Source organism: Paenibacillus sp. FSL H7-0714 (assembly GCF_038003765.1).
GTDB lineage: Bacteria > Bacillota > Bacilli > Paenibacillales > Paenibacillaceae > Paenibacillus_AQ.
The window spans coordinates 5,100,518-5,119,217 of record NZ_JBBOPT010000001.1 but is presented as its reverse complement, the minus strand read 5'-3'; the positions used below and the strand labels follow the sequence as shown (position 1 = coordinate 5,119,217).

General features: G+C 46.0%; 19 protein-coding genes. 16 read left to right on the top strand and 3 right to left on the bottom strand.

The window, feature by feature from the left end:
* The first annotated feature begins 48 nt into the window (after positions 1-48).
* The 5 genes from lpdA to lipB all read left to right on the top strand — a co-directional run bounded on the left by lpdA (position 49) and on the right by lipB (position 5,909).
* On the top strand, positions 49-1,470 hold the full coding sequence (gene lpdA, locus NST34_RS22930; RefSeq protein WP_076284503.1) for a dihydrolipoyl dehydrogenase: 1,422 nt from the start codon (positions 49-51) through the stop codon (positions 1,468-1,470).
* A gap of 130 nt (positions 1,471-1,600) precedes the next feature.
* Positions 1,601-2,632 (top strand): thiamine pyrophosphate-dependent dehydrogenase E1 component subunit alpha, encoded by a 1,032-nt coding sequence (locus NST34_RS22925; protein ID WP_341128823.1) that lies wholly within the window; start codon positions 1,601-1,603, stop codon positions 2,630-2,632.
* A gap of 3 nt (positions 2,633-2,635) precedes the next feature.
* On the top strand, positions 2,636-3,622 hold the full coding sequence (locus NST34_RS22920; protein WP_042190385.1) for an alpha-ketoacid dehydrogenase subunit beta: 987 nt from the start codon (positions 2,636-2,638) through the stop codon (positions 3,620-3,622).
* 157 nt (positions 3,623-3,779) lie between these two features.
* Positions 3,780-5,141 carry a dihydrolipoamide acetyltransferase family protein gene (locus NST34_RS22915; protein ID WP_341128822.1) on the top strand — a complete coding sequence of 454 codons (1,362 nt, stop codon included), beginning with the start codon at positions 3,780-3,782 and terminating at the stop codon, positions 5,139-5,141.
* Positions 5,142-5,198: 57 nt separating this feature from the next.
* Entirely contained in the window at positions 5,199-5,909 is a 711-nt protein-coding gene (gene lipB, locus NST34_RS22910; protein WP_076284505.1) for a lipoyl(octanoyl) transferase LipB, read from the top strand.
* An 82-nt stretch (positions 5,910-5,991) separates the two neighbouring features.
* Here the strand turns inward: lipB and prli42 are convergent, their stop codons facing one another.
* On the bottom strand, positions 5,992-6,093 hold the full coding sequence (gene prli42 / locus NST34_RS22905; protein WP_094872112.1) for a stressosome-associated protein Prli42: 102 nt from the start codon (positions 6,091-6,093) through the stop codon (positions 5,992-5,994).
* 98 nt (positions 6,094-6,191) lie between these two features.
* Here prli42 and NST34_RS22900 point away from each other — a divergent pair, with 98 nt between their 5' ends.
* Positions 6,192-7,319, top strand: coding sequence for a tripeptidase T (locus tag NST34_RS22900; protein ID WP_341060022.1), 1,128 nt, complete (start codon positions 6,192-6,194; stop codon positions 7,317-7,319).
* 219 nt (positions 7,320-7,538) lie between these two features.
* Here the strand turns inward: NST34_RS22900 and NST34_RS22895 are convergent, their stop codons facing one another.
* Positions 7,539-7,712 carry a hypothetical protein gene (locus NST34_RS22895; RefSeq protein WP_179085764.1) on the bottom strand — a complete coding sequence of 58 codons (174 nt, stop codon included), beginning with the start codon at positions 7,710-7,712 and terminating at the stop codon, positions 7,539-7,541.
* Positions 7,713-7,789: 77 nt separating this feature from the next.
* On the opposite strand from NST34_RS22895, the gene NST34_RS22890 reads away from it, so the two are divergent.
* The 9 genes from NST34_RS22890 to NST34_RS22850 all read left to right on the top strand — a co-directional run bounded on the left by NST34_RS22890 (position 7,790) and on the right by NST34_RS22850 (position 16,046).
* Positions 7,790-8,362, top strand: a complete 573-nt coding sequence (locus NST34_RS22890) for an NUDIX hydrolase (protein WP_076299537.1) — start codon at positions 7,790-7,792, stop codon at positions 8,360-8,362.
* On the top strand, positions 8,353-9,552 hold the full coding sequence (locus NST34_RS22885; RefSeq protein ID WP_076284508.1) for an endonuclease Q family protein: 1,200 nt from the start codon (positions 8,353-8,355) through the stop codon (positions 9,550-9,552). Before NST34_RS22890 ends, NST34_RS22885 begins: the two co-directional genes overlap by 10 nt.
* Positions 9,553-9,633: 81 nt before the next feature.
* The gene (gene spoIIM / locus NST34_RS22880; RefSeq protein WP_076284509.1) at positions 9,634-10,284 is read left to right on the top strand and encodes a stage II sporulation protein M; all 651 of its coding nucleotides are present in this window, start codon (positions 9,634-9,636) and stop codon (positions 10,282-10,284) included.
* A gap of 89 nt (positions 10,285-10,373) precedes the next feature.
* The gene (gene fur, locus NST34_RS22875) at positions 10,374-10,838 is read left to right on the top strand and encodes a ferric iron uptake transcriptional regulator (RefSeq protein ID WP_042129744.1); all 465 of its coding nucleotides are present in this window, start codon (positions 10,374-10,376) and stop codon (positions 10,836-10,838) included.
* Between the two features lie 162 nt (positions 10,839-11,000).
* A complete protein-coding gene (locus tag NST34_RS22870; RefSeq protein WP_188114651.1) occupies positions 11,001-11,234 on the top strand; it encodes a DUF4227 family protein in 234 nt (77 codons plus the stop codon).
* Between the two features lie 158 nt (positions 11,235-11,392).
* Positions 11,393-12,286, top strand: coding sequence for a site-specific tyrosine recombinase XerD (xerD, locus tag NST34_RS22865; RefSeq protein WP_042190365.1), 894 nt, complete (start codon positions 11,393-11,395; stop codon positions 12,284-12,286).
* Positions 12,287-12,513: 227 nt separating this feature from the next.
* Complete coding sequence (gene deoB / locus NST34_RS22860) at positions 12,514-13,692, top strand: phosphopentomutase (protein WP_042190363.1); 1,179 nt, start codon at positions 12,514-12,516, stop codon at positions 13,690-13,692.
* A 45-nt stretch (positions 13,693-13,737) separates the two neighbouring features.
* Positions 13,738-14,562 carry a purine-nucleoside phosphorylase gene (locus NST34_RS22855; protein ID WP_076284512.1) on the top strand — a complete coding sequence of 275 codons (825 nt, stop codon included), beginning with the start codon at positions 13,738-13,740 and terminating at the stop codon, positions 14,560-14,562.
* Positions 14,563-14,714: 152 nt separating this feature from the next.
* Positions 14,715-16,046, top strand: a complete 1,332-nt coding sequence (locus NST34_RS22850; protein WP_340971701.1) for a pyrimidine-nucleoside phosphorylase — start codon at positions 14,715-14,717, stop codon at positions 16,044-16,046.
* Between the two features lie 104 nt (positions 16,047-16,150).
* On the opposite strand, the gene NST34_RS22845 is transcribed toward NST34_RS22850, so the two are convergent.
* Positions 16,151-17,164 carry a serine hydrolase domain-containing protein gene (locus NST34_RS22845; protein ID WP_341128821.1) on the bottom strand — a complete coding sequence of 338 codons (1,014 nt, stop codon included), beginning with the start codon at positions 17,162-17,164 and terminating at the stop codon, positions 16,151-16,153.
* Between the two features lie 325 nt (positions 17,165-17,489).
* On the opposite strand from NST34_RS22845, the gene NST34_RS22840 reads away from it, so the two are divergent.
* On the top strand, positions 17,490-18,677 hold the full coding sequence (locus tag NST34_RS22840) for a D-alanyl-D-alanine carboxypeptidase family protein (protein ID WP_042194299.1): 1,188 nt from the start codon (positions 17,490-17,492) through the stop codon (positions 18,675-18,677).
* The last annotated feature ends 23 nt before the right edge of the window (positions 18,678-18,700 follow it).

Sequence of the window (18,700 nt, the reverse complement as noted above, 5' to 3'; positions counted from 1 at the left end):
TATACAATGTAAAATGAACTTACGTGTAATGACTGGAGGATACATATCATGACAATTTCATGTGACGTGGCCATACTTGGCGGAGGAACCGGGGGATATGTGGCAGCCATTCGCGCTGCACAGCTTGGAAAGTCCGTCGTCGTCATCGAAATGGACAAACTGGGAGGAACCTGCCTGCACCGTGGCTGCATTCCTAGCAAATCGCTGCTCAGAAGCGCAGAGGTATATGCTGAAATCAATGAGAGCGAGAGCTATGGCATTGAGACAAGCGGTGTACAGCTTGTATTCCCAAAAGTACAAAAGCGCAAGGAAGCGGTAGTTGAACAACTTCATCAGGGCGTACAATATTTGATGCGCAAAAATAAAATACAAGTTATTAAAGGCAAGGGGCGCGTAACGGGTCCCTCTATTTTTTCCCCGCGTAGTGGTGCTGTTGCTGTGGAACTAGAAGACGGTGAAATGGAAACAGTGGTCTCTAACCATCTTATTATTGCTACAGGATCTCGTCCGCGTGTATTACCTGGTCTGGAACCAGACGGGAAAGTTATTCTTAGCAGTGATGAAGCGCTCACCCTCGACGAGTTACCCTCTTCCATCATTATTGTTGGAGGCGGAGTAATTGGGGTGGAATGGGCCTCTATGCTGGTTGATTTCGGAGTGCAGGTAACGGTAGTTGAAGCTGCTGGTCAGTTACTGCCACAAGAGGATGAAGAGGTAGCTAAAGAGCTGCAACGTTTACTTAAAAAACGTGGGGTTAAAATACTGACTGAAGCTACAGTGGATGCTGCAACCTGCAAGGTAACGGACGATGGAATTTCGATTGATGCCCGTAAGGGAGAGCAAACTCAAAGTCTATCCGCAGAAAAGCTACTTGTATCCGTAGGTAGAGTAGCGAATGTAGAGAATATTGGTCTGGAAAATACTGATATTCGCTTTGATAAAGGAATTATTGCTGTAAATGCTAGTATGCAGACGGCTGAGCCACATATTTATGCGATTGGTGACTGTATTGGTGGACTACAACTAGCTCATGCAGCCAGCCATGAAGGCATTATGGCGGTCAACCATCTCGCTGGTGAGAAACTTCACCCTTATCATACACATCTTGTACCGCGTTGTGTCTACACACGTCCTGAAGTTGCGAGTGTGGGTCACACTGAGAAGGAAGCTAAAGCATTGGGACATGATGTAGTAACTGGTAAATTCCCCTTCTCGGCCATTGGCAAGGCGATTGTGTACGGTCAGAAGGACGGGTTTGTTAAAGTTGTGGCGGACCGAAGCAGTGGAGATATTCTCGGTGTGCAGATGATAGGTCCGCATGTTACCGATCTAATCGGGGAAGCTGCATTGGCTCAACTGCTGGATGCAACACCTTGGGAGGTTGGCGAGGCTATTCATGCTCACCCTACACTTTCGGAGATCGTTGGAGAAGCAATGTTAGCTGTAGATGGAAGATCTATCGGGATTTAGCTTTTCTTTTTGGGTAAAAAGGGATTATAATAAACTCAAGCCAAGTCTTAGTACCAGGTTTTAAGATCAGGATACAATTGGTCTTAAATCCTGTAAGACTCAGGCTTTATGAATAAGGAGGTATCTCTTTATGGAATCCCAAGATACTGTAGAAACGATTAACAGACATAAGCAGCTTGGACTAAGTGACGGCCAGGTCATCGATATGTACAGATATATGCTGCTCGCACGTAAATACGACGAGCGCAGTCTGCTGCTTCAGCGCGCTGGCAAGATTAACTTTCATGTCTCCGGCATTGGCCAGGAGGCGGGTCAGGTAGCAGCAGCATTTGCGCTGGACCGGCAGAATGATTATTTTTTACCTTATTACCGTGATTATGCTTTCGTACTCTCCGTGGGTATGACTACTCGTGAATTGATGCTGTCTGTGTTCGCAAAGGCAGAAGATCCAAACAGTGGTGGGCGGCAAATGCCAGGTCACTTTGGTAGTAAGCGTCTGCGTATTGTGACAGGCTCAAGTCCTGTAACCACGCAGGTCCCTCATGCGGTTGGTTTTGCTTTGGCAGCCAAAATGCAAAAGAAAAAATTCGTCTCATTTGTAACCTTCGGGGAAGGCTCTAGCAACCAAGGCGATTTTCATGAAGCTTGTAACTTTGCCGGAGTGAATAAGCTGCCGGTTATTATCATGTGTCAGAATAATCAGTACGCGATCTCTATTCCTGCTCACAAACAGCTTGGCGGTAAGGTCAGCGATCGTGCTCTGGGTTATGGGTTTCCAGGTGTGCGTGTAGACGGCAATGATCCACTGGAAGTATATCGTGTCGTTAAGGAAGCTCGGAAAAGAGCACTTGCGGGTGAAGGTCCTACGTTAATCGAAGCCATGATGTACCGTTTATCTCCACACTCCACCTCGGACAATGATTTGGCTTATCGGACCAAAGAAGAGGTTGATGAGAATTGGAAGAAGGACGGCGTAGCAGGATTCCGTAATTACCTGATCGGTCTGGGACTTTGGAGTGACGAGCAAGAACAAGATCTTATTGCCGAATGCAATCTTGAGCTTAAAGCAGCAATCGAATATGCTGACAACGCTCCGTTCCCGAAACCGGAAGATACACTGCTGCATGTTTACAGTGATTCCGACCTGAAAGGAGGAGCATAAATCATGGCTATAATGGAATATATCGATGCCATTCGGCTCGCGATGAAGGAAGAAATGGAACGCGATGAATCCGTGTTTGTGCTTGGTGAGGACGTGGGGCTCAAAGGTGGCGTATTTACCACAACAAAAGGCCTGCAAGAACAGTTCGGAGAAGAACGTGTACTAGATACACCGTTAGCGGAATCAGCTATAGCTGGTGTGGCGATTGGTGCAGCTATGTATGGTATGAAGCCGATTGCTGAAATGCAGTACTCTGACTTCATGCTTCCAGCAACGAATCAAATCATTAGCGAAGCGGCCAAAATCCGCTATCGTTCAAATAACGATTGGAATTGCCCGGTTGTCATACGTGCGCCTATCGGCGGTGGTGTATTCGGCGGTCTGTACCATTCTCAGTGTCCGGAATCGATTTTCTTCGGTACACCAGGATTGAAGATTGTCGCACCTTACTCTGCTTACGATGCAAAAGGACTTTTGAAGGCAGCCGTACGTGATCCTGATCCGGTTTTATTCTTCGAGAACAAAAAGTGCTATAAGCTGATCAAGGAAGAAGTGCCAGAAGGTGATTATACCGTTCCTATTGGCGAAGCTAATCTGCTGCGTAAAGGAACAGATATTACGGTTATTGGTTATAGTTTGCCATTGCATTTTGCGATGCAAGCAGCAGAAGAATTGGAGCGCGAAGAAGGCATTACAGCGCATATTCTGGATCTGCGGACCTTGCAGCCTCTTGATCGTGAGGCGATCATAGCTGCTGCTCGTGAGACAGGGAAGGTTCTTATTGTGCACGAGGACAATAAAACGGGCGGTATTGGTGGCGAAGTGGCGGCGATTATCGCTGAGCATTGTCTATTTGAACTAGACGCGCCGATCTTCCGTCTTTGTGGTCCCGATGTTCCAGCGATGCCAATCAGCCCGCCAATGGAGAAGTTCTTCATGCTTAGCAAAGAAAAAGTGAAGGCGGAAATGCTTCGACTGGCGCAATATTAAAATAGTTGAGTGGACGCAAAGCTTCGTACAACTTAAAGATTATGCTTACGATGCAAGTTTTACTGCGCAGTATTTCTAAGAAGCGAAGCTTCGTAAAACTTAAAGATTATGCTTACGAAGTGAGTTTTACTTCGTAAAACATTTGAGGAGTGAAAAGATGTCTGACAACCAAAAGTTGACTGACGTGATCATGCCGCAGCTGGCGGAATCGCTAGTATCGGCGACGATCGGCAAATGGCTGAAGAAACCGGGCGATCCGGTAGAGCAATACGAACCAATATGTGAGCTTATTACAGATAAGGTAAATGCTGAATTGCCTTCAACGATAGATGGAGTTATGGGTGAACTATTGGCGGAAGAAGGTCAGGTTGTCAATGTCGGTGAAGTCATTTGTCGTATTGCCGTGCCTGTGACTGCACCTGTTGCTGTAAACGTGACTAACACTAATACAGTTGCAGCTAATAATGTTGCAGAACAAAATGCGACTTCAACTGCTAACGATACGATGCGTGCACGCTACTCTCCTGCGGTACAGACTTTGGCGGCTGAGCATAACATCGACCTGACTTTAGTTATGGGTACTGGTATGGGTGGCCGAATTACCCGTAAGGATGTGCTGGCCTTCATCGAAAGTGGCGGAGCTACATCTCCAGCTTCGATTTCTGCTAGTCAACCAACCCCAGTGGTGTCACAACCGCCTGCTCCACAGTTCGTTCAAGCCCAAGAGAAGAAGGCGGAAGAGCCTCTTCGCCATTCGGGTCTACATTTGAGCGAATCTCCTCGTATTCCAACAATTGAAATCGAGGGTGGACGAGGCAGCAGTTCGGAATACCTGATTGATGTAACACCAATCCGGAATACAATCGCTACAAGAATGCGCCAAAGTGTCTCGGAGATTCCGCATGCTTGGACAATGATTGAGGTAGATGTGACTAATCTGGTCGCACTGCGCAATAAACATAAGGATGAGTTCAAGCGTAAGGAAGGTATCAATCTAACCTATCTGGCTTTCATGATGAAGGCTGTTGTGAGTGCGATTAAGGATTATCCGATTATGAACTCTGTCTGGGCTGTAGACAAAATTATTGTCAAACGTGATATCAATATCTCGTTAGCGGTAGGTACTGAAGATTCGGTTATCACTCCTGTAATTAAGAAGGCTGATCAGAAAAACGTTGCCGGGCTGGCACGTGAGATTGATGAATTGGCACAAAAAACCCGCGAAGGCAAACTGAGTCTGGAAGATTTGCAGGGAGGGACTTTCACTGTAAATAATACCGGCTCATTTGGCTCCATTCTTTCTTATCCAATCATTAACTATCCACAGGCAGCGATTTTAACGTTTGAATCGATTGTAAAAAGACCTGTGGTCATTAACGATATGATAGGTGTACGGTCAATGGCTAATATTTGTCTGTCGCTGGATCATCGGATTCTGGACGGAGTGATTTGCGGTCGTTTCTTGCAACGCGTCAAGGATAACATTGAAGGATATACCCCAGATACGAAACTTTACTAAAAAATAATAACGAGCCAAACTGTGCAGGCATGAGACTGAAAAAGGGGACCTGACGGTATGAATAATTCGGATATTCGTAAGCTGCAGATTTCATATGACCCTATTATGGAGTATGGGGAGGCTTGGGATCTGCAGAAGGAAAGTGTGCACGCCATTGATGCTGGTGAGCAACCGGAACGATTGATTCTTTTGCAGCATCCGCCTACCTATACTATTGGTTCACAGAATCATCCCGAACATCTTCTTCTAGATGAAGAGCAGCTCAAAGAAAAAGGAATTGCGCTGTTTGAAATCGACCGGGGAGGAGATATTACATATCACGGACCGGGTCAGCTTGTAGGTTATCCGATCCTTATGCTCGGTGAAGAAGGTAAGGTGGATTTACGCGGGTACTTGCGCAGTCTGGAAGCAGTGATTATTGATTATTTGGCATCCTACGGAATTGTAGGAGAACGGAAGCCGGAGTATACAGGGGTATGGGTTGGCGACGAGAAGATCTGTGCCATTGGTGTTAAGTTTAACAAAAGCAAATTCCGAAGAGGGTTTGTTACTAGCCATGGTTTTGCTTTTAACATTTCTGAAGGAATATCTGGATACGGCTTTCAAGGGATTATTCCATGCGGTATCACTGAATTTGGAGTAACTTCCCTAGAGGAGTGTGCAGGTCGTCATTTTGAACTACAAGATGTGGCCAAAGAATTGGTTCCATATTTCCTAAGACACTTTCCTTATGAAGAGCAGGATGAGTTTTTTGGCACTATGGCTTAAGGTTTAATAACGAACTAACAGGCAAGCCAAATAGCGGCAAGGGGGTCCCTAGCCGCTATTATCAATGTTCCTTGTGAAGAGATTATCCTGCAAGGAAAGGCTCGATAACCATAAAGAGCGTAGAGGCAATCATGGCGAACAACATGACGTAGATGAAGATTTTGAACCACTTATTACGTTGCATGAGTAACTCCTTTAGATTTAGTTTAAGTTAATAGCATGAAGATGGATGGTCTTTCTGTACAACCATTGTAACGTATTCACGAAAGAGAGGGAAGTCCAGTGATTTCACAAGACAGATTGATTCAAGAATTTATGGAGCTTGTCCAAGTTGATAGTGAAACAAGAAATGAGCGGCAGATTGCCGATGTGCTCAAGAGCAAATTTAACGCTCTTGGCTTAGAGGTTACCGAAGATGATTCCCAGGAAAGAACTGGACATGGAGCGGGTAATCTATTCATTACCTGGCCGGCTGAGAACGGTGGATCTGCGCCAAAGCTACTGTTCACTTGTCACATGGATACAGTTGTTCCTGGACAAAATATCAAGCCTACGCTCGGCGCGGATGGATGGATTACAAGTGACGGCACTACGATCCTTGGAGCAGATGACAAAGCTGGGCTAGCTGCACTGTTCGAAGCGATCAGAGTGATTCAAGAGCAAAAATTGCCACATGGTCAGATTCAGTTCGTAATTACTGCGGGTGAAGAATCTGGATTGCTAGGTGCACGTTCGATGGATCCGAGCAATTTGGATGCAGACTTCGGTTTCGCACTCGATTCCAATGGTGAAGTCGGTGCGATTGCAGTTGCGGCACCTACACAAGCTAAGATTACGATGCAAATCTTCGGAAAATCAGCTCATGCAGGTGTTAATCCAGAAGACGGCATCAGTGCGATTCAAGTAGCCAGCAAAGCAATTGCTGCCATGAAGCTTGGTCGGATCGACAACGAAACGACTGCGAATATCGGTAAATTCGCTGGCGGCGGACCTACGAATGTGGTGTGCGATCACGTTCAATTGGACGCAGAAGCACGTAGTATCGTGCAGGAAAAAGTTGGCGATCAAATCGCTTCGATGCGTGAAGCACTGGAGACCACTGTCCGCGAATACGGTGCAGAATGCGAATTCCGCAGTGAAATTATTTATCCAGCGTTCAGCTTTAATGAAAACGATCCAGTGGTACAGCTTGCACAGCGGGCTATCACTTCTATGGGTCTTACGCCGCGTCTGTTCCACTCTGGTGGAGGAAGTGACGCTAACGTATTCAATGGCTTAGATGTTCCGACCATTAATCTCGCAGTAGGATACGAGCATATCCATACCACTAAGGAACGGATTAAAGCCGAAGATATCGTTAAAGTGGCTGAGCTTGTAGTAAATATTGTTAAAGAGAGTGTGAGGGGCTAACCTTCTTATAAAATAACAGAGCAGCGATCCTACCGTAACGGTGGATTGCTGCTCTGTATTTTTTTATGGGGAGTTTAATGCAGCCAGATTTAGGGGCATCCAAAAAAGTTATTTGAGGCTAAAGGACCCAGATGACGCTATAAGCAAATTTATCGCCTTTTGGGACACCTCTATATTCGGATGCACATGTATGATTAAATCCTAAAGGAGAGAGTGAATTTAACCTGCTTTGGTTGGAATGATCTTGGATTGATCCTTTAGGGAGAGAATGTATGAGAGAGGCATATCGGGCCCATACCGCTCTATCCACCTAGCTAAAATGGCCTTGATTTCCTCCGGTTTACCTACCATTGTAACTGCGGATGAGCTTGTACGGCTGAAGATTTCGTTCATCTGAAATTCCTTCTTTCCCTTTAAGTTTGCTATAATACACCGTATGCACAATAGAGAAAAAGGAGACCAGAAACTTTATGGGAGAACAACATTTGCACAGCAAACCCGAGCTTGATGAAGTGACATTGTCTACACAGCCTGTTTTTGATGGGAAGATTATATCTTTACAGGTGGACACAGTGAGACTGCCTGATGGAAATACTGCGACACGTGAAGTTGTGAAGCATCCCGGCGCCGTAGCGGTGCTTGCTTTAAACAACAACAAAATGCTTGTTGTAGAGCAATACCGTCAGCCCATGCAACGCACTGAAGTAGAAATTCCGGCTGGGAAGCTGGATAAAGGTGAAGATCCATTAGTTGCGGCTGGTCGTGAACTTCAAGAAGAGACTGGATTTCACAGTGGAGATCTGAAATTGCTTAAATCCTTCTATACTTCTCCCGGCTTCGCCGATGAGATTATTCATTTGTATGTGACTACTAATGCAAAGCCAGGGGATATGTCCCTGGACGAGGACGAATTTCTAGAAGTTTCGGAGCTTACCCTGGAGGAAGCGTATCAATATATGGCTGACGGGCGCATCGCGGACGCGAAGACGATGATGGCAGTGTATGCTTGGCATCTATACACGCTGACAGGCCAATGGAATTAACAACTGAATTGAAGAGTTTCTATTGCGATCTGCATGTTCATATTGGACGAACGTCGGAAGGACAAGCGGTCAAAATCAGCGGCAGCCGTGAGCTTACCTTTGCGGGCATTGCCAAAGAGGCTGCAGAGCGCAAGGGACTAGAAATGATCGGTATTATTGATAGTCATTCACCAGGCGTTCTACGCGATATTCAGCGTTCCTTGGAATCTGGAGAGATGACGTTAGCTGAAGGTGGAGGGATTGCTTACCGAGGGACTACGATCATTCTGGGAACAGAGATTGAAATCCGCGAGCCTGGGCGAAAAGAGTGCCATGTGCTCGCCTACATGCCGGACGTGGAGCGCATGACCGATTTTAGTGCGTGGATGAGCCGCTATATGCGGAATGTGAATCTAAGTTCCCAGCGCCTGTATGCTCCGGCTAGGGAGCTTCAGGATGAGATTTATGGGCGGGGAGGCATTCTTATCCCTGCACATATATTCACGCCTCACAAGGGCTTGTACGGCTGTGCAGCGGAGCGTATGGCAGACATATTTGATCTGGATCGCATAGCAGCAGTTGAGCTAGGGCTGAGTGCAGATTCGGAAATGGCGGGTTATCTTTCTGAGCTGGATGACTTCACATTCCTAACGAACTCTGATGCGCATTCACTGGGCAAACTAGGTCGCGAGTATAATGTAATGGCGTTGGCACGACCTTCTTTTGCTGAACTACGACTCGCACTAGAACGTAAGGAAGGGCGGAAGGTAACTGCCAATTTCGGACTTAACCCCCGGCTGGGTAAATACCACCGAACCTACTGCGGAGGTTGTGGCAGTATTATTGACGAAGCTTATGTCACATCGGAACGCTGCCAGTATTGTGGCAGTCTTAAATTGGTGAGAGGTGTATTCGACCGGATCCTAGATATCGCAGACCGCAAGACGCCTCTAGTACCCGCAAACCGTCCGCCTTATCACTATCAGGTTCCACTTGAATTTATTCCAGGCCTCGGGAAGGCTAAGATGAACGCGTTACTGCAAGCTTTTGGCACGGAGATGAACATTTTACATGGTTGTGGTGAAGCGGAAATTGCTAGCGTAGTAGGAGTGGATTTGGCGGCTATGATCGTTCGGGCCCGCTCAGGCATATTGGAATTATCAGCAGGCGGTGGGGGAACATACGGTAAAGTCGTACAACCTGGAAAGTAGAGTTATTGTCCTAAGGACAAGTCATATCGCGGGACGTTTTCTCATATGGTGTAACATGTAACCGGAAAGGGGAACGTCTCGATGCGTAATTTAAGGCTGATGATGAAGGAACAGACGCCTCTGTATATTTTTGTCGGCGTATTATTTCTGGTAGGTGTTGTATTTGGAGCTCTTATCGTTAGTGCGCTTACGATGGATCAGCAACAGGAGCTGGGGGATTATCTAGGAAATTTCTTTGTAACGGTTGATCAGCAGGGTCTACCCGCAGCACCTGATTCGTACTGGAGTATAGCGGCCTTAAATCTGAAATGGATTGGGCTGATCTGGATCCTTGGATTATCAGTCATCGGGCTGCCGGGAATCTTGATTCTTGATTTTCTTAAAGGGGTATTGATCGGCTTTACGGTCGGTTGTCTAGTAAGTCAATATTCATGGCATGGAATGCTGTTCGCATTAGTCTCCGTGGCTCCGCACAATCTGGTACTGATTCCTGTGTTGTTAGTAAGTAGTGCAGCGGCGATCGCCTTTTCCTTACAGATGATTCGTAGCCGAGTGCTAGGACAACGTCGGACGCCAGTGACTCGACCTTTTACTATGTACACCATATTGTCACTTGTAATGGCACTGTTGATTCTGGGCATTTCTAGTTTTGAGACCTATGTTACGCCGATCATGATGCGCTGGGTTACGCCTTCACTTGTACAAGCAGTGACTACCTTGGGCTTGCAGTAAAAGCGTTTGACTTCTCAAAGCGACACCCCCTATAATGGAAGAAGTGGTTTGAAGACCGGTGAGGTTATTTTCCAAGGGGGAGGGAGACAATGGAAGCTCGGATAGACAAAATTAAGCAACAGTTACAATCCCAAGGATACAAGCTTACACCCCAACGGGAAGCGACCTTAAGAGTGCTGCTGGAGAATGAGGAAGATCATCTTAGCGCAGAAGATGTTTTTATGCTCGTGAAAGAGAAAGCTCCCGAGATCGGTCTTGCGACTGTATATCGTACCCTGGAACTTCTTAGCGAGCTTCACGTCGTAGAAAAGATTAACTTCGGTGACGGTGTCGCCCGTTATGATCTGCGAACAGATACTGCGAAGCACCATCATCATCATTTAATTTGTGTGCAATGCGGTAGTATGGATGAGATTCGCGAGGATTGGCTAGGTCCGCTAGAAGAGCGACTGGAGAAAGAATTTAATTTCACAGTGCTTGATCATAGACTTGATTTTCATGGGATATGCTATCGGTGTAGCGATAAGAATAATTCAAACGGAAATCCGTCCTAAGTCATCTTATAATGAAATTCACTTCATAAGCTCTCCCCGGTTTTTTTACCGGAGAGAGCTTTTTAAATGATTGGTCTATTGGAGGTATACATATCAGTCCGTTTTGGTGCATAAGGTGAAGGACGAGCAGATCTTAACTGTATGTTAGAGGGAGGCGTCCATATGATCGTTTCTGTGCCCAAAACAGTTCGAAAGCTGTATTTTATGATCATGTTTGTGGCTCTAAGCTATTTGCTCTACAGTGCTATGAGCTGGCTTGGTGAATGGATCAGTCCGATAGAGAATTATGGAATTCCTGAAGGCTCCGCTGTTCGGGCTTTTGATCATGCCGATCGTGGTGATGATGGTCTGGATACAAGACAGCGTTTGCGCTTCTATTACTGGTATGGAGAATGAAAGCTTCGCAGGAAGCAGGAACAAGCGAGAAGAATGTCGAAGAAAACAAGGTGGATTCATGCAGCGTATACTAAATGTACACATCTGCAGAACCCTCATGCTGAATGTGCTGCAGGAAGTCACTATGAGTAGCTGCGCCAGGACAGGAGCGTGAAATAATGAAGTCACACTTGCAGCCGTTTTTACATTATTTGTCCGGAGATAAAGGCTTGTCCCCGAATACACTGGAATCTTACGGTAGGGATGTATCGCAGTTTCTGGAGTTCGCTGAAGAGCGGGGGGCTAGTCAGCCTGATGAGATCCGAAGATCGCATGTGATATTATATCTTGGCTCATTACGCGGAGCTGGTCGAGCAACAGCGACGTTGAACAGGAGCGCAGTGTCCCTCCGTGCTTTTTTTCATTATTTGCTGAAGGAACGTTTGATTGAGCAGGATCCAACACTGGACATGGAGACCATGAAGCCTGATAAGAAACCTCCTATGGTGCTTACCATTTCGGAAATAGAGCAGTTATTGGCTGCGCCGGATGTTAGTACGCCACAAGGAATGCGCGATAAGGCTATGCTGGAATTACTCTATGCAACAGGCATTAAGGTCTCTGAATTAATCTCACTTAACGTAGATGATGTGCACACGGATATGAAATTTGCGCGTTGTACAGGAACTTCTGGCAAGGAGCGGGTAGTTCCCATTGGAACCCTTGCAGCTGAGAGTGTAGCGGCTTACACTTCACTTATGCGGGACAAGCTGCTTCGTGATCACCAGGAGGAACCAGCCATGTTCCTGAATAGTCTAGGCGGAAGATTAACCCGGCAAGGCTTTTGGAAAATCATAAAAAAATATGCACGGGAAGCAAACATTGAGCAGGATATTACCCCGCATACACTTAGGCATTCCTTCGCAGCCCATTTACTGGAAGGCGGAGCAGATTTGCGTTCCGTACAACAAATGCTGGGTCATGCCGATATTTCGACGACTCAGATTTATAACGGCATAGCCCGTAAGAATATGAAGGAAGTATATGAGAGCCACCATCCTAGAGCTCGATAATTCTGCTTTAAAGATGCTTTTTGTGAGTAAGATGGTTATGATGGAATCATACTGAAAGGATAAACTGGGGAATGATCCGCAGGTTATCTTTTAGCAGAAACGGATACCTGATAAGCGGTACATTGTATCGCTAACTTCGGAAGCGAATGTCTTCTGGAAGACGGTACAGCCGTTTCTTCTTGTTGGTACGAAAGAATATCTATATTAAAAAAGGAGTGAAGACAACAATGTCCTCATTTAAACGAATTGGTTTTATTGTTCTAGATAGTGTTGGTATCGGTGAAGCGCCAGATGCTGCGAATTTCGGTGATGCTGGGTCGCACACGCTTGGTCATATATTGGATCGTGTTCCTGGTTTGAAGCTTCCTAATCTCCAGAAGCTCGGGTTAGCTAATATTGCTCCGCTGCCACCGCTAGAGCCTGTAGCTTCACCAACAGGGTACTACGGAAAAATGCAGGAAGTATCTGTAGGCAAGGATACGATGACCGGACACTGGGAGCTAATGGGGCTGAAAATTGAGGTTCCTTTCAATACGTATCCTGACGGTTTTCCAGCAGAATTGATTGAGAAGTTCGAAGCGGCAACTGGTCGTAAGGTAATCGGGAATAAACCGGCTTCCGGAACGGAGATTCTTGTTGAATACGGCGAAGAGCAAATGAAAACCGGTGCTTGGATTGTCTATACCTCTGCGGACAGCGTATTCCAGCTTGCTGCACATGAAGATATCATTCCACTCGAAGAGCTGTACAGCGCTTGTAAAATAGCCCGTGAGCTGACGATGGCTCCAGAATTCTCGGTTGGTCGCGTGATTGCTCGTCCATATGTTGGCGAACCAGGGAAATTCGTTCGGACGCCAAACCGGCATGACTATGCTGTGAAGCCGCCAGAACCAACGGTAATGAACGCGCTGACTGATATCGGTAAGGATGTTATCGCAGTTGGTAAGATCAACGATATCTTTACAGGAGAAGGAGTTACGGCTTCTTATCCAACGAAGAGCAATGAACATGGAATCGAAGTTACTATTGAGCAGCTTCGTCAACCGTTTGACGGTTTCCTGTTTACGAATTTGGTGGATTTTGATTCTTTGTATGGACATCGTCGTGACCCAGAAGGATACGGCCGTGCACTGGAAGTGTTCGATCAGGCCCTGCCTGAAATTCTATCTACGCTCGGTGAAGATGATCTATTGATTATTTCTGCAGACCATGGTAACGATCCGATCCATAGTGGAACTGACCATACCCGTGAATATGTACCGCTCTTAATCTATAGCCCGCGGTTTAAACATCCAGAAAGTTTGGGCATTCGTGAAACCTTCTCTGATGTAGCTGCAACCATTGCTGATAACTTTGGTGCGAAGGCGCCGCAGTATGGGACAAGCTTTTTAGCGAAACTGCAATAAAAGGGTTGTGGGTTGCTCCACAACATCAATGAAGGAGGATCATCCATGAGCGCATTAACTCAAAAAGAAATTCAAGAAGCAGCTATTTATATAAAAGACAAATGTCCGGTGGCTCCGGAAATTGGATTGATCCTTGGTTCAGGCCTCGGTGTGCTTGCAGACCTTATTACTGATGGAGTAAGCATTCCATATGATGAGATTCCTCACTTTCCTGTGTCTACTGTAGAAGGACATGAGGGCGAGCTATTAATTGGTATGATCGAAGGCCGCCGAGTCGTGATGATGAAGGGCCGCTTTCATATGTATGAGGGTTATGGACCGGAGGTAACGGCATTCCCTGTACGGGTTATGAAAGAGCTTGGTATAGCGAGTTTACTAGTAACGAATGCAGCTGGTGGAGTGAACACAGATTTCACGCCGGGTGATCTTATGCTTCTTACGGATCATCTTAATATGACTGGGCGGAATCCTTTAATAGGACCTAATGATCCTGCACTTGGTGTGCGCTTCCCAGATATGTCGACCGCCTACAGTCGCCGCCTGATCCAGGTAGCCAAGGAAACGGCAGCTCAGCAGAATTTCGAGTTCAAAGAAGGCGTATATGCAGGTCTATTGGGACCTTGCTACGAAACGCCTGCTGAAATCGTAATGCTTCGTACGCTAGGTGCCGATGCTGTGGGCATGTCTACTGTATCGGAGACCATTGTTGCTCGTCATGCAGGTATTGAGGTTTTGGGCATCTCCTGTATTACTAACATGGCCGCGGGAATCCTGGATCAACCTCTCAATCATGAAGAGGTGATGGAAACTGCAGAACGTGTGCGTGAACGTTTCTTGAAACTGGTCTTAGGCTTTATTCCGAAAATGTAATTTCGGGCACTGCATTTTGAATTACTGGGAGGTCATAATTATGACACAAGTGATTAAATTTAAGCCATTGACGCATGAACAGGTAGTTAATTTAACTAAACCAAAATATATCGGATTTGCTCGCGCAAATGTCCGTGAAATGCAGGTGTAAAATGAGAGCTGTCGACATTATTCAGAAAAAAAGAGACGGTGGAGAGCTGAGCCGTGAGGAAATATCCTTTCTAATTCAAGGCTATAGTAAAGGTGAAGTTCCTGATTATCAACTTTCCGCTTGGGCCATGGCGGTTTATTTTCAAGGCATGAACGCACGGGAGACCGGTGATCTAACGATGGAAATGGCGATGTCCGGTGATCAAGTGGATCTGAGCCCAATCGCAGGCATTAAGGTTGATAAGCACTCCACAGGTGGAGTGGGAGATAAAACCACCGTGGTGCTTGCACCGTTGGTAGCCTCTGCTGGAGTACCGGTAGCGAAGATGTCCGGCCGCGGACTTGGGCATACAGGAGGTACACTTGATAAGCTGGAGTCGATCACTGGCTTTTCTATAGAGATGGATCGCGAGCGTTTCTTTGATCAAGTAGGGGAGATCGGAGCTGCCGTGATCGGCCAGTCGGGCAACATTACACCCGCTGACAAAAAGCTGTATGCCCTTCGGGATGTAACAGCAACTGTTGAATCCATCCCTCTTATTGCAAGCTCAGTGATGAGCAAGAAGATTGCAGCGGGTGCAGACGCCATTGTACTGGATGTCAAAACCGGCAGCGGTGCTTTTATGAAGACGCTTGATGATTCAATTGCGCTTGCCCAGGCTATGGTGGATATCGGCACCCATTTGGGTCGTAATACTGTTGCCATCATCAGTGATATGGATCAGCCACTGGGTTACGGGATCGGAAATGCGCTGGAAATTAAGGAAGGAATCGAGACCTTGAAGGGTCACGGTCCTAAAGATTTGCAGGAAGTCTGCCTTATTCTGGGCAGTCAGATGCTTGTTCTTGGCGGTAAAGCCAAGGATGAAGCGGAGGCTCGTTCGATTCTGATGACACATATTGAAGATGGCACAGCGCTGGAGAAATTCAAACAGATCGTGAGTGCGCAAGGCGGAGATGTTTCACAAATCGATGATCCGGAGAAACTCCCTGCTGCTAAACGATTCATTGAAGTGAAAGCGAAGACTAAGGGTTTCATTGAGGGGATTCAAGCAGAAGAAATCGGCATTGCTGCTATGCTGCTTGGTGCAGGACGTGAAACCAAGGAATCTGTAATAGATTTGGCTGTAGGTATTCAACTCTCTAAAAAAGTTGGAGATGCTGTAGAGATTGGTGATACACTTGCAGTATTGCATATCAATGATGCCAGTGATAAGAAAGTAGAGGAAGCTGAGGGTAAGGTGTTAGAAGCTTACCGTATTACTTCTGAATCGGTTCCACCATTGCCATTGGTGTTCGCGCTTGTTACGAAGGATGGAGTAACACGGTACTAGCCAAGGAAATGTAATTATTGTCATGACAAAGACCTGAAATAGACAGTACAATAGCGAGCCTCCCGTATTAGGAGGCTTGCTGTTTTACGTTTTTGACGAAGCAGCTACAAATGCTTATCGATAAGATTGAAAATCTGAGAAGCCCCGCTGCTTGTATTACATAATACGACCACAGTCTCTCCACTAGCCGGATAGATAGCCGATCGGAAGGAAACACCGGGATCGTATCCCATAATGTGAAACTTGAACACTTTTTCTTCTCGGAGGGTGATCCATACACCATAACCATAATAGCCTTCACCATTCACATGTATGTGGGGAGTAAGCAACAATGAAGTGAGTACTGGACTCAAAAGGGTATGGTTCATTAGCCCGTTCCAGAATAACTGCATGTCGGGAGCAGTTACGAAAGCTCCACCGTCAGCGCCTCCTTTTACCGGGATTGAATAGATGTTGCTTCTCCAGCTACCGTTCTCTTCCTCTATGTATCCTAGTGCACAGTTGGCTGGTAAGGCATCTAACGTAAAGTAACCGGATTGCTCCATTCCGCAAGGCTTAAAGATGTGAAGCTCCACATAATCGGAAAAGGACATTCCACTCAATTCCTCCACCAGAAGACCTAGCACGATATATCCGGCATTGTTGTAGTGAAAACGTTCACCAGGGGTCCACATCATGGGGAGGTTTCTAAACATCGGTACAAAGTCTTCCAGTTGCCGTAAAGTGTACATAGGTTGTGTCTTCCACAGTTCTTCGAAGTCATCCATGATTGTTTCATCAAAATAATCTGGAATCCCAGAGCTATGCGTAAGTAACTGATGTATGGTGATTTCAGAACTAAAGAGAGGGAACTCTACCTTCTTCAGATAGTCTGATAATCTGCTTTCGAAAGAAATCAATCCCCTTTCGACCAGTTGACAGACGGCAATTGCTGTGAATATTTTACACCCGGAAGCGATCCCGAACCGAGTATGAATATTATTTTCGCGCTTATCCGACTTATTGGCATAACCGTGACAGCTGATGGCGATTTCTTTATCATATTGTTTTGCTAGTACTACGCCTGAGAAATCGTTCTGTTTTGCTTCTGTCTCAATATAAGTTTCAAGTGGGTTCATTCGTATATTCACTCCTCTGTAAGACAGTATAGGTTCTTAGTTAGCATTCGTTGAAAGTCTACGATTTACCTTTAAAAGTCCTAAAATGAGAGCTAAAAAAATGGAAATACTTTAAATTTGAAATATTATTTAATCTCCCCTATAATAAAAATGCTCTGCAACTGCTGCTGGGCTTTTTTTAATTGATGACATCCTTACTTCTTGAGATAAATAATTGTGGTTATTTCCTTAAAAATGGAATAATTTTCACCCTTTCTGACGAAACTGGAACACAGTACCTGTGATATGAAGGTTAACGTTCAGGAGGGGAACCATTGTGAGAAAAATGCGTTTTGCTGTGCTTGTGCTCTGTATCGCTGTATCGGTTCTAGGACCTATGTCAGGCGCTTATGCAGAAGAAAAAACCAAGGACTCTGGCAGTAATGCTGCCGCTGTAGACCTCGCACCGGGAGCACGTTCTGCTATTTTGATGGACGCTGGTACCGGAACTGTTATTTATGAGAAGAACAGCCATGATAAGCTGCCTCCCGCAAGTATTACGAAGATTATGACGATGTTACTAACGGTGGAAGCGCTGGATGAAGGAAGGCTGCAGCTGACTGATAAGGTGCGAACAAGTGAATATGCGGCTTCTATGGGCGGATCGCAGATTTTTCTGGAGCCTGGTGAAGAAATGTCGGTAGACGATATGCTTAAAGGTATCGCTATGGCTTCTGGTAATGATGCTTCTGTGGCGATGGCGGAGAAAATAGCTGGTTCAGAGAGTGCTTTTGTCGATCTGATGAATAAACGTGCAGAGGAACTGGGTCTAAAAGATACCCATTTTGCCAACTGCAACGGTCTTCCAGCCGCCAATCACTATTCCTCAGCTTACGATATTGCGGTCATCAGTCGTGAGCTTTTGAAGCATGATCAAATTATCAAATATACCGGTTCCTATCAGGATTACTTACGTAAGGATTCAACCAAACCGTTCTGGTTGGTGAACACGAACAAGCTAGTGCGTTTCTACACTGGTGCTGATGGTTTGAAGACAGGTTATACTGCTGAGGCAAAATTCTGTCTGTCCGCTACAGCAGCAAGAGATGGCTTACGTGCTGTCGCTGTTGTGCTAGGCGAGCCGAACACAAAGACGCGCAATAGTGAAGTGTCAGGCATGTTCGATTACCTGTTCTCGCAATATAAAGTACACACGATCCACAAAGAAGGGGATGCCATAGGCACCCTAAAGATTGAAAAGGGCGTAAAATCCGAGTTGCCGATAACGGCCAAAGAGACGTACAGTGTTCTTTTGAAAAAAGGTGTGACTCAAGAAGGCATTCGCCACGAACTAGTATTGCCGGAAAGCGTGAAGGCTCCAGTAGCTGAAGGTCAATCTGTGGGCAAGCTAGTGGTCTACCAAGGAACCCAAGTGATTAAGGAATATGAATTAAAAGCAGGGGAAGCTGTGCCGAAAGCAGGCTGGTGGAAGCTCTTTAAGCGCACAACAGGCTCGATGTTCGGCGTAGATTAAAAACAGTTTTTTGTAGATTACCC